Genomic DNA, 11,931 nt, shown 5'->3' with positions numbered 1-11,931 from the left:
CGCGGACGTCGCGCGGTCGTTACCGGCGGTGTCGGTGCCGAGGTCGGAACGCCCGATCGTGCCGGTGGGCAGTGCGCGGTCGCGGCCCGTGTGCCCCTGGCCGGTGTTGTCCGGCGCCGACGGCAACCGTCGCCGCATCGCCGGAGGGGGCACGGCAGCGGAGGGCCCGCGCCGCGCCAGCAGCAATGCCCCCAGCGCCAGGCCGAAGGTGGCGGCGCCGAGTGCGCGCGCCAGCGGGCGCGCGTCCGCGGGCGCCGCCGCGCTCACGGCTTGTCTCCGGGGAGGATCGCGCTGAGCACCTGGCGCGCCACGCCGGCCAGCATGGAGCCTTCGCTCGGGTCGCCTTTGACGATGGTGGTCATGAAGTGCCTGGCCTGGTCGAGCGTGATGTGCGACGGCAGCGGCGGCACTTCGGGGTCGGTCTTGAATTCGAGCACGACGGGACGGTCGGCCGCGAGCGCCGTGCGCCACGCCTCGCCCACCTGATCCGGGTCGTCGCAGTAGATGCCTTTCAGGCCGATCAATTCGCCGAAGCGGTGGTACGGCACGTCGGGAATCTGCTGCGTCGCCTCGAATCGCGGATTGCCTTCCATGACGCGCTGTTCCCACGTGACCTGGTTCAGATCCTGGTTGTTGAAGACGCAGACGATCCAGCGCGGGTCCTTCCACCGCTTCCAGTATTTCGATACGGTGATGAGCTCCGCCATATTGTTCATCTGCATGGCGCCATCGCCGACGAGCGCGATCACGGGCCGGTCCGGGTGGGCGAACTTCGCGGCGATGGCGTAAGGCACGGCCGCGCCCATCGACGCGAGGCCGCCCGACAGCGAATACATCTGGCCGCGCTGCACCTTGAGGTCGCGCGCGTACCAGTTGGCGCAGGAGCCCGAATCGCTCGTGACGATCGCATCGCGCGCGAGCAGCGGCGACAGGTCGTGGCACACGCGCTGCGGGTTGATCGGGTTCGCGGACGCGAGCGCCCGTTCCTCCAGCAGCTTGTACGAGTCGCGCACTTCCTGCTCGATCTTTTCGCGCCAGTCCGTGTCGGTCTTTTCCTTCAGCAGCGGCAGCAGCAGGCGCAGGGTCTCGGCGCTGTCGCCGTGCAGGTTGACTTCGGCCGGGTAGCGCACGCTCAGCATCGACGGGTCGATGTCGATCTGGACGGCCCGTGCCTTGCCTTCCTTCGGCAGGAACTCCGAGTACGGAAACCCGGTGCCGACCATCAGCAGCGTGTCGCAGTCGCTCATCATTTCCCAGCTGGCCTTCGTGCCCAGGAGGCCGATGGAGCCCGTCACCCACGGCAGGTGGTCGGGCAGGGCGGCCTTGCCCAGCAGCGCCTTCGCGGCGCCGGCCTTCAGGCGCTCGGCCACGGCGATGACGTCGTCGGTCGCCTGCAAGGCGCCGGCCCCGACGAGGATCGCCACCTTGCTGCCCGCGTTGAGGACGTCGGCGGCGCGCTGCAGGTCGGCCTCGTACGGCACGATGCGGGGCTTCGTGTAGCCGATGCCGGAAAACACGTTGCCGTGCTTGCGCGGCGGGTCTTCGTACGCCTTTTCCTGCAGGTCGTTCGGGAGGACGAGGACGCTCACGCCGTTGCGGCCGCGCGCCGTGCGCATCGCACGGTCGAGCAGGTGGCGCACCTGCGACGGCTGGCTCGCCTCGTACACGTAGTCGGCCACGTCCTGGAACAGGCGGTCGAGGTTCAGCTCCTGCTGGTAGTGGGCGCCGCGCGCCGTCGTCGGCGCCTGGCCGCAGATCGCGAGCACGGGCACGTGGTCCATCTTCGCGTCGTACAGGCCCGTCACCATGTGCGCCGCGCCGGGGCCGCCCGTCGACAGGCAGACGCCCGGTTCGCCCGTGAACTTCGCGTGCGCGGCGGCCATGAAGGCGGCCATCTCCTCGTGGCGCACCTGGATGAACTCGATCTTGCCGCCGAAGCGCTGCAGGGCGCCCAGCACGCCGTTGATGCCGTCGCCCGGGTAGCCGAAGATGGTCCGGACGCCCCATTCGTACAGGCGTTCGACGAAGAAGTCGCCTACGGTCTTGCTCATGTCGTGTCCTCGCTTCGATGGTTGGTCAGTGGCGGCGCAGCTGGCGCGGGCCCAGCGCGATGCCGGCGGCGCCCATGCCGGCCAGCAGCCAGCCGCGGTGTGTCGTGGCCCACAGCTGCAGGCTTCTCGTACTGGCGCCCGCGTCGAACGTGCCGTGCGCCGCATACGGCCCGGGCACGGGGCGCCACAGGTTGTCGGGCCGGTCGGCCGGGATCGTGTCGGCGCGCTGCTGGCCCGCCACGCCCTTGCGCGCCAGGTAGCGGTCGAGCACGCGCGGGACGAATTTCTCGGCCAGCATCGTGGCCAACGTGGGGTAGCCGACACAGATTTCGGCCCGGCGCGCATGCGCGGCCCAGTAGATGGCGCGGGCCGCCAGCTCCGGCTGGTAGTACGTGCCGATGGGTTTCGGGTGATGCGTGAGCGTCGTCTTGCACCACTCGAATTGCGGCGTGTTCACGCCCGGCATGTCGACGACGGCCACGTGCACGTTGCTGTGGTCGTGTTCCAGCTCCGTGCGGACGGATTGCGTGAAGCCCTTGATCGCATGCTTCGCGCCGCAGTACGGCGATTGCAGGGGGATCGAGCGGTACGCGAGCGCGGAGCTCACCTGCACGATCGTGCCGCGGTCGCGGGGCCGCATGCGCTTCAGCGCGACCATCGTGCCCCACACGAAGCCGTGGTACGTGACGTCGGTGACGCGGCGGAAGTCTTCCGGGGCGATGTCGGCGAACGGCGCGAACACGGTGGCCATCGCGTTGTTGACCCAGATGTCGATGGGCCCCAGCTCCGTTTCCACGCGCTCGGCGGCCGCCTCGACCTGGGCGTGGTCCGCCATGTCGGCCGAGATGGCGATGGCGTGCGGCGAGCCGAGGCGCTCGGCCTCCGCGCGCGCCGCCTCCAGCCGCTCGGGATCGCGCGCGATCAGGGCGATGCGCGCGCCGCGGCGGGCGAATTGCTGGACGGCCGCGCGGCCGATGCCCGCGCTGGCACCCGTGATCACGACGACTTCGTGGCGTGCTTTCGACATGGTGGCCCTCAGACGATGCGTTGCAGGGCAAGCTTAGCACCAGGCGTCGATGAGCCTCGTCACGTTATGTTTGTGCAAAAGTTTTTGAACAAATGCATGGGCCTGTGGATCAGTCGGGTCGCGGCGCGCTGCGCAAGGTCACGACCGTAGACTCCAGCCCGGCGCCGGCCGCGCGCACCGTGATCGTTCCGCCCGCGCCGGCCCGTGGGCGCACGATGGCCAGCACGAGGCCGTTGAACGCGGCCCGCTCGGGCGACTGAAAGGACGTGAGGTCCGTCGGATCGCCGTTGTCGGTGGCGATGAGCTCCGCCGGTCCGTCGACGGTGAAGCGCACGCGGTCGTGTGCGCGCGGCGCCGGGACGCCATCCTTGTCGACGATGCGCACCGTGACGAACGCCAGGTCGCGCCCGTCGCTGGCCAGCGCCGTGCGGTCCGCCTCGGCCCGCAGCGCGGCCGGGGCGCCGGCCGTCCTGACCGTCTCGCGCGCCCATGCGCGGCCGTCCTTGTACGCGACCACGGTGATCTCGCCCGGTTCGTACGTCACGTAGTCCCAGCGCAGGCGATAGGCATATGGGGCCTTCTTCTGGCGGCCCCGCGACTTGCCGTTGACGAACAGCTCGGCTTCGTCGCCCGACGTGAACACGTGCACGGGCGTCACTTGCCCAACGCGCTCCGGCCACGTCCAGTGCGGCAGCACGTGGACCATCGGCACCTCCGGGCGCCAGCGCGACTGGTACAGGAAGTAGCGGTCCTTCGGGAAGCCGGCCAGGTCGACGATGCCGGAGTACGAGCTGCGCGCGTCGTAGTAGGGCGTCGGTTCGCCCAGGTAGTCGAAGCCCGTCCAGACGAATTCGCCGGCAACGGTCGGGTTCTCGTCCAGCGACGCGAACGCGCGGTCGGCCGACGCGCCGAAATCCGCCGCGAACAATTCGTAGGCGCTGACCTGGCGCGTGGCCGGATCGCCGCCGACGCCGGGACGCACGGCGGCACTGAGCACACCCGGGACGGGGAACTGGTATTCGCCGCGCGAGGACAGCGCCGACGCGCTCTCGCTATGCAGGATCACCTTGTCCGGAAACGCGGCGCGGAACCGGGGGAACTGGCCGGGCAGGGTGCGGATACCGGTGCCCTGGTAGTTCAGCGAGACGACGTCCATCACGCGCGGCAGCGGCATGTCGGCCTTCGCGTAATTCATCGCGGTCGTGGCGGGGCGCGTGGGATCCTCGTCGTGTGCGATCGCGACGAGCTCGCGGCCGACGGCGGCGCCATCCTCGCCCGTGTACTGCTCGCCCACCTCGTTCCCCACGCTCCACAGGATGATCGACGGGTGGTTGCGGTCGCGCCGGATCATGGCGCGCAGGTCCTGCTCGTGCCAGTCGGGGAAGATCAGGTGGAAGTCGAGCGGCGTCTTCTTGCGCTGCCAGGAGTCGAACACCTCGTCCATCACGAGGAAGCCCATGCGGTCGGCGAGGTCCAGCAGCTGCGGGGCGGGCGGGTTGTGGCTCATGCGCAGGGCGTTGGCGCCCATCGCCCGCATGATCCGCAACTGGCGCTCGGCCGCATGGACGTTGAACGCGGCGCCCAGCGCGCCGAGGTCGTGGTGGTTGTTCACGCCCTTGATCGGAATGTGCTCGCCGTTGACGACGATGCCGCGGTCCGGATCGAAGCGCACGGTGCGGATGCCGAACGGCGTCTCCTCGCGGTCGACGACGCGGCCGTCCTGGCGCACGGTCGCGACCAGGAGGTAGCGGTGCGGCCGCTGCGTGGGCGGTGGGCCCCACAGGCGCGGGCGCGCGACGATCGCCGATCCGCTCACGGTGGCGCCCCTGCCGGGGTGCACGGCGACGGGTGCCGACACGGCCGTCGCGACGGGCTTGCCGACCGCGTGGCCGTCGTCGTCGAGCGCATACAGGTCCGTCGTCACGGTGGCCGCCGCCGCCGCCGCGCCGTCGTTGTCGAGCGCGATGCGCCAGGCGACGCGTGCGGACGCTGTCGTCGCCTCCGGTGTCGTCACCGTGATGCCCCACTGGCCCACGTGCACGGGCGCCGTCTTCGTCAGCCACACGTCGCGGTACAGGCCCGCGCCCGGGTACCAGCGCGCCGATTCCGGCGGGTTGTCGAGGCGGATCGCCAGCTGGTTCGGCGCGCCCGGGCGCAGCCACGGCGTCAGGTCGATGCGGAACGCGTTGTACCCGTACGGCCAGCCGCCGGCGAGGTGGCCGTTGACCCACACGCTCGCATACGACATGGCGCCGCCCACGTCGAGGAAAATCTTTTTGCCGCGGTCCGTCGCGGGGATGTCGAGCTTGTGCCGGTACCAGACGGGACCCCACGTCTTCAGGCGGCCCATGCCGCCGTACGGCCCCGTCGCCAGGAATGGCCCCGCGATGGCCCAGTCGTGCGGCAGCGTGACGGCGCGCCACGTCGTGTCGTCGAACGCGGCGCGGGCGAACGGTGCGTCGACGGCCGGTTCCGCGGCGGGACGCGCGTGGCGCCGCGCCGGGTCGGCGATGAACGCGTTGCCGGTCGGGAGAATCCAGGGTTTCAGCACGGGAACGCCTGCGCCGGCCACGCGCGCGGCCTCCTCGGGCACGGCATCGGCCACCTTGCCGTCGGCCGACGCGGTCACGGCGGGCCGGACGTCGTACAGGTAAGGCGCGGAATCGCCGTCCGGGTCGCCGGCATGGAAACGCCAGCCGTCGTCCAGCAGGATGCGTTCGCGCGGCGCGAGGCGGGTGGTTGCGGCCCGGGCGTCTCCTGTGACGAACGCAGCGGCGGACAGCAGCATGGCCGCGAGCGCGCAGACGAGCGCTGTGTGACGAGTGATTTGCACGATCTCCTCCTGGCGGGAAGGTCGCGCTTGTTATAACATATTTGAATGGTAGCGCAACCATCGACGAGTGTAGGCGCAAACCCGGCCGGGGTCAATGGATGAGCGGGACGGCGCCGCCGCGCCCGCGATCAAGTTCGTGATCGTTGCGTGCGCCGTGCCGGCGATGGGATGACGCTTGGAATTTTAGGCAAGAGTTTCGGAAAATCGCCTATGGAACCGTATCCAGCCTGCATCTAGAATCGTTTATTGCGGTAGCGCCAAAGCGGCACCGCGCACGACGCGAGGAGGAATGATGTCCGATACGAAGCAACCCATCTGGTTCATCGCCGATGCGACGGCCGGCCTGGCCGCCGCGCTGGCCGAAGCCGTGCTGGCGTCCGGCCAGCACGCCGTGGTCGCGGCGCGCACGCCGGCGCGGCTGCAGGCGCTCGTCGAGCGCCATCCGGGGCGCGCGCTGGCGCTCGCGCTGGACGTGACGGATACGGCCAGCATCGACATGGCCGTCGCCGCCGCCGAGCGCCACTTCGGCCGCATCGACGTGCTGGCGACGAGCGCCGCGCAGTGCTATCCCGGCGCGATCGAGGAGGGGGAGGACGGCGCCATGCGCGCGCTGTTCGACGAAAACGTGTTCGGCCCCGTCAACCTCGCCCGCCGCGTCCTGCCCGGCATGCGCGCCCGCCGCGCCGGCCACGTCGTGATGCTGGCGCGCGCCTCCGTGCCGGCGCCCGCGTTCGAAGGCTTCGGCCAGGCCGCGCGCTCCGCGCTGGAAGCGCTCGCGGAAGCCTTGTTCTATGAGGTCGAACCGCTGGGCATCGGCGTCACGCTCGTCGACCCGGGCAGCGGCGACGATGCCGACACGCTCGCGCCGCGCGCCGCCGGCATCGCCGACTACGACGGCCTCGCGGGCCGCACCGCGCGCGGGAGCGCCGCCGCGCGCGTGGATGCCGAGCGCGCCGCGCTCGCGGTCATGCAGGCCGTCGCCGCCGGCCGCGGTCCGCTGCGCCTCGTGCTGGGACGGGCGGCGCTGCAGCGTGCCTACGACCGGCTGCGCGTGCTGAAGGTGGGCTTCGATGCGTGGGCCGACCTCGCGGCATCGGCCGACGTGCCGGCCCCCGTGCGTCCGGCCCATCCGCAGCCGCCGCCGGGCGGGCGGACGCGGCGCGCCGTGCGCTCACGGGCCTGACGCCAGCAGCAGCGGCGGCACGGCGGCGGCGCCCATCGGCCGCGCGAACAGGTAGCCCTGGTATTCGTCGCAGCCGAGCGCGCGCAGCAGCGCCAGTTGCGCCTCGGTCTCCACGCCTTCGGCAACGATGCGCATCTGCAGGCCATGGCCCAGCGCGACGACCGAGGCCACGATCGCCGCGCTGTCGGCGTCGCGCCCCAGGTCGCGCACGAACGCGCGGTCGATCTTCAGGCGCTGCACGGGAAAACGCTTCAGGTAGGCGAGGCTCGAATAGCCTGTGCCGAAATCGTCGATCGACAGTTCCACGCCCAGGTCGCGGATGCCGCCCAGCACGCGCTCGACGACGTCCACCCGGCTCATCGCGATGCTCTCCGTGATCTCCAGCTCGAGCGCCTGGGGCGCGAGGTCGGCGTCGGCCAGCGCGGCGGCGATCACCTGCAGCAGGTCTTTCTGGTAGAACTGGCGGATCGACAGGTTGACGGCGATGCGCGTCGCGATGCCGTGCTCGCGCGCCCAGCGGCCCGCCTGCGCGCACGCGGTGCGCAGCACCCACGTCCCGATCGGCACGATGAGGCCCGTCTGCTCCGCGATCGGGATGAAGCGGTCGGGCGGGACGGCGCCCAGCACGGGGTTGTGCCAGCGCAGCAGCACCTCGAAGCCCGTCACCTTGCCCGTCGCGATGTCGACCTTCGGCTGGTAGTGCGGCGTCAGCTCGTCCCGTGCGAGCGCGTGCCGCAGCTGCTCCTCGATGGTCAGCCGTTCGTCCAGCTGGATGTGCGTGGATTCGGAATGGAAGTGCACGGGTTCGCCCGCGTCGCTGCGGGCGCGGTGCTTGGCGATGTCGGCCAGGCGCATCAATTCGTTGGCGGACGCCGAGTCCTGCGGGTACACGGCGATGCCGATCACAGGCGCCAGGTGGAACTCGCGCCCGCCCACGCGCACGGGTTCCGACATCGTCGCGTACAGTTCCAGCGCGACGCCGTCGGCCGGCGGGTGCGCGGGGCCGGCGGGCAGGACGAGGGCGAATTCGTTCGCCTTCACGCGCGCGACGCACAGCGGCGCGGGCGCCAGCGCCGCCAGGCGCGCGGCCACCTGCTGCACGGCGTCGTCGCCCGCCTCGATGCCGAGCAGGTCGGCCACTTCCTGCTGGCGCTCCAGCGCGATCAGCAGCAGCACCACTTGCTCGCCCCGCATGGCCGCGTCGCGCAGCGCGTCCGCCAGCACGCGGCGCAGGCAGTTCAGGTTGGGCAGGCCCGTGAGCGGATCGTGGTCGGCCAGGTAGGCCAGGCGCAGCTCGATCTGCTTGCGTTCCGTGATGTCGGTGAGGCTGTTGACGATCTGGACGGCGTCGCCCTCGCTATCCAGGCGCGCCGCGAGCTGGATGGCGGTGCGCGGCGCGCCGCTGCCGTCGCGCACTTCCGTTTCGAGCGCGTGCACGCCGTCCGCGGCGCTGGTGGCGTACAACGCATCGCGCGCGGGCGCGCCGGCCGGGTCGAGCACCTCCGCTTCGAGGTGGCCCGTCACCGTGCCGTCGCCGCGTCCCGTGAACTGGGCGAAGGCGCGGTTGAACAGGACGATGCGGCGCGCCCCGTCGAGCACCCACAGCGGCGTGGGCACCGCATCGAGGATGGCATTCAGGTAGGCGAAGCTGTGCGCGAGCCGGCCTTCGCTGGCCTGCAGGCGGGCGATCAGCGCCGCCTCGCGCGCCGCCGCGCGGCTCGTGCGCCAGGCCAGCAGCGCGAGCGTCGCCGACAGCAGGGCCCACGCGAGCACGCCCACCCACAACCAGCCGCGCCACACGGCCAGCGTGTCGGACAGGTCGCGCCCCGTGACGATCACGAGCGGATAGTCGGCGACGGCGCTGTAGCCGTACAGGCGGCGCACGCCGTCGATCGGACTCGTCGCCTCGAACGCGCCGACCGCGGCGCGCGGCAAATGCACCCGGAACAGCGGGGTGCGGTCGAACGAGCGGCCGATCATCGCGGGCAGGGTCGGGCTGCGCACGAGCATGGTGCCGTCGCGCTGGTGCAGGGTGACGGAGCCGCCGTGTCCCAGGTCGGCCGAATCGAAGATGCGCTGGTAGTACGCGGCGTCCGTCTCGATGACGGCGCGGCCGGCCGGCAGCGCGCGCGCCAGCGTGATGGTCGCGTGCCCGCCGCGCGGCGCCAGGGCGATGCCGATGCGCGGCCCGGCGTACGGTGCGCCCGCCGCATCCGTGTCGAAGCGGTGCACGCGCGCTGGGATGTCCTCGAGCGCGCCGCCGGGCATGGCCGCCACCGTGCCGTCCAACGGGGCGCGCTCGGCGGCGCGGGCCAGCGCGAGGTCGAGCGCGAGCGTCGCGTAGTGCGTCTGGGCGGCGAAGGCTTCGGCCAGGTTGCGCAGGTTCGTCTGTTCGCGCGCGATGGTGTCGTGGTAGCTCGACACGAGGAGGCCGGCCAGGGTCAGCGTGATCGCGACGATCAGCGCGGCGGCCGCCGCGAGCGGGCGCGTGTTGCGGAGGCCGACAGGTGGCGGGGAAGGCGTGGGTTCGGACACGGTCGTCAATACGATGAGGGTAGGCGCGAGTATAAACCGGGCGGCGCGCCCGCGGGGCTCGGCCCGTGCCGCGACGTCACAGTCGCGGCAGGCGGATGACGACCTTCAGGCCGTGCGGCTCGGCATCCTGCAGGTCGACGGTGCCGCCGTGCTGGGCGACGATGTCGCGCACGATGGCGAGCCCGAGCCCGCAGCCTTCGCCCTGGTCCGTCGCGCGCACGAAGCGCTCGAACACGCGCGCGCGGTCGGCAGGCGGGATGCCCGGGCCGTTGTCGGCGACGACGATCAGCACGTCGGCATCATCCGTCGCGACGCCGACCGTGACCTCGCCGCCATGTCTTGTACCGTGTGCGGCGTCTTGCCCCGAGTATTTGATCGCGTTGTCGATCAGGTTCGTCAGCGCCTCGCGCAGCAGCAGGGCGTTCGCCTTGATGTGCGGCGGCGCGTCGGCGCCGGGCAGGGCGGTGTCGTCCATGCCCAGGTCGACGTGCGCGCGCATCGCCCGCGGCACCCATTCGGCGACGATGTCCTGCACGAACGCCTGCACGTTCAGCGGCGCCCGGTCGGCGGGCGCCACGACGTCGGGGTCGGCGCGCGCGAGCATCAACAGCTGGTTGATCAAGTGGGCGCCGCGCGAGGCGCTCTGGTCGACCAGCTTCAGGCGGGCGACCAGCGCCGGGTCGTCGGTCGCGGCGATCGCAAGCGCCGTCTGGCTCTTCAATCCCGCCAGCGGCGTGCGCAGCTGGTGGGCCGCGTCGGCGATGAAGCGCTTTTGCGTGTCGACGTTCTGGCGCACGGACGCGAGGAGTTCGTTCAGCGCCCGCACCAGCGACCTCACTTCCTGCGGCGCCGATTCGATGTGCAGCGGCGCCAGGTCGATCGGCGAGCGGCCCTCGACCTCCTTGCGCAGCCGCACCAGCGGTGCCAAGCCGGCGCCGGTGCCGATCCAGACGATGAGGGTCATCAGCGGGATCAGCGCGGACAGCGGCAGCAGGGTGTCGATGAGGATCATCTTGAAGATGTCCTCGCGGTGCGCCATGTTGCGCGCGACCTGCACGAGCATCCACTGCCGCTTGCCGCCCGGTTCGTCGTAGGGCAGGTACAGCGCCGCGATCCTGACCTTGATCGCGGGCCCGGCCTGGCGCTGCGCGGCCGCGCCGGAAGGCAGGAGCTCGCCGTCGTAGAAATACGGATCGTTCAGGCGGGGCCGCATGGCGGGCGGGGGCATCGGGATGCTGTTGTTCCCCAGGATGAATTCACCCGGCGGCGTGCTCACCATGTAGAACAGGCGGTCGTTCGGATCCGTCTCGAGCACTTCCTGTGCCGCGCGGGGAAAGTCGATCAGGAGGCCGTTCTCGATGGGCTTGACGCGCCGCGCGAGCGCCCGCGTGGCCTGGGACAGCGTGGCGTCGGCCGCCTGGTTGACGTAGCGGACCGCGAGCCGGTACGTGGCCCAGCCGCCCGCGCCCCACAGCACGAGCTGGGGCAGCAGCACCCAAGCGACGAGCTGGCGGCGCAGCGACAGGGTGCGGGGACGGAGCCGGAACGGGCGCGGCGAGCCCCGTTCAGGCCGGTCGTCCATCGGGGCGCTCGACGGCCAGCAGGTAGCCGAGTCCGCGGACGGTCCGGATTTCCATGCCCGACCCTTCCAGCTTGCGGCGCAGGCGGTGGATGTGGACTTCGGCCGTGTTGCCGGCGCCGACCTCGGTGCCGTCGCCGGCCCAGGCGGCTGCGATCTGCTCCTTCGTGACGACCTTGTCGGCATGGATCAGCAGCAGTTCGAGCAACGTCGCCTCGCGCGGGCTGAGTTCGACCGACTCGCCGTGGATGACGGCCCGCCGCGCGGCCCGGTCGACGTGCACGCCGGCCTCCGCGACGACGCCGCTGGCCGGGTCCTTGCGTGCGCGGCGCAGTACGGCGCGCAGGCGCGCTTCCAGTTCCGGGAAGTCGAACGGCTTCGTCATGTAGTCGTCCGCGCCGGCGTTCAGGCCCGCGACGCGGCTGTCGAGCCGGTCGAGCGCCGTGAGCACGACGACGGGAAGATCGGGCTTCGTCGCCCTGAGCTTCTTCAGCACCGTGAGCCCGTCGATCATGGGCAGGCCCAGGTCGAGGATGGCGATGTCGAACTCCTGCCTGGCGAGGAGGAATTCCGCTACCGGGCCGTTCGGGGCATGCTCGACGGTAAAACCCGCCGCGTTCAACTGGGCAGTCAAACCGTTCGCAAGAATGGGATCGTCTTCGGCGAGTAATAGTTGCATTTCTCGATATTAACGGATAACGGACGGGGGAACAATCGGCTCGC

7 protein-coding genes are annotated in these 11,931 nt (G+C 71.2%); 1 reads left to right on the top strand and 6 read right to left on the bottom strand.

The window, feature by feature from the left end; genetic code table 11:
• Nucleotides 1-263: 263 nt before the first annotated feature.
• From HAV22_RS04300 to galB, 3 genes are all read right to left on the bottom strand, one after another.
• Entirely contained in the window at nucleotides 264-2,051 is a 1,788-nt protein-coding gene (locus HAV22_RS04300) for a thiamine pyrophosphate-requiring protein (RefSeq protein ID WP_166856853.1), read from the bottom strand.
• 25 nt (nucleotides 2,052-2,076) lie between these two features.
• A complete protein-coding gene (locus tag HAV22_RS04295; RefSeq protein WP_166856851.1) occupies nucleotides 2,077-3,078 on the bottom strand; it encodes an SDR family oxidoreductase in 1,002 nt (333 codons plus the stop codon).
• Nucleotides 3,079-3,187: 109 nt separating this feature from the next.
• Entirely contained in the window at nucleotides 3,188-5,911 is a 2,724-nt protein-coding gene (galB, locus tag HAV22_RS04290) for a beta-galactosidase GalB (RefSeq protein WP_371869530.1), read from the bottom strand.
• Between the two features lie 292 nt (nucleotides 5,912-6,203).
• Between galB and HAV22_RS04285 the strand changes: the two genes are divergently transcribed.
• Nucleotides 6,204-7,094 carry an SDR family NAD(P)-dependent oxidoreductase gene (locus HAV22_RS04285; protein WP_208296051.1) on the top strand — a complete coding sequence of 297 codons (891 nt, stop codon included), beginning with the start codon at nucleotides 6,204-6,206 and terminating at the stop codon, nucleotides 7,092-7,094.
• On the opposite strand, the gene HAV22_RS04280 is transcribed toward HAV22_RS04285, so the two are convergent.
• From HAV22_RS04280 to HAV22_RS04270, 3 genes are all read right to left on the bottom strand, one after another.
• Nucleotides 7,083-9,629, bottom strand: a complete 2,547-nt coding sequence (locus tag HAV22_RS04280; RefSeq protein ID WP_166856848.1) for a putative bifunctional diguanylate cyclase/phosphodiesterase — start codon at nucleotides 9,627-9,629, stop codon at nucleotides 7,083-7,085. The two genes, HAV22_RS04285 and HAV22_RS04280, sit on opposite strands and share 12 nt — an antisense overlap.
• A gap of 76 nt (nucleotides 9,630-9,705) precedes the next feature.
• Entirely contained in the window at nucleotides 9,706-11,211 is a 1,506-nt protein-coding gene (locus HAV22_RS04275; protein WP_166856846.1) for a sensor histidine kinase, read from the bottom strand.
• Nucleotides 11,195-11,887, bottom strand: coding sequence for a response regulator transcription factor (locus HAV22_RS04270; protein ID WP_166856844.1), 693 nt, complete (start codon nucleotides 11,885-11,887; stop codon nucleotides 11,195-11,197). The genes HAV22_RS04275 and HAV22_RS04270 overlap by 17 nt, the downstream gene beginning before the upstream one ends.
• Nucleotides 11,888-11,931: the final 44 nt, after the last annotated feature.

This window comes from Telluria antibiotica (assembly GCF_011682055.1).
GTDB classification, from domain to species: domain Bacteria; phylum Pseudomonadota; class Gammaproteobacteria; order Burkholderiales; family Burkholderiaceae_D; genus Telluria; species Telluria antibiotica.
This window is presented reverse-complemented; position numbering and strand designations above follow the sequence as displayed.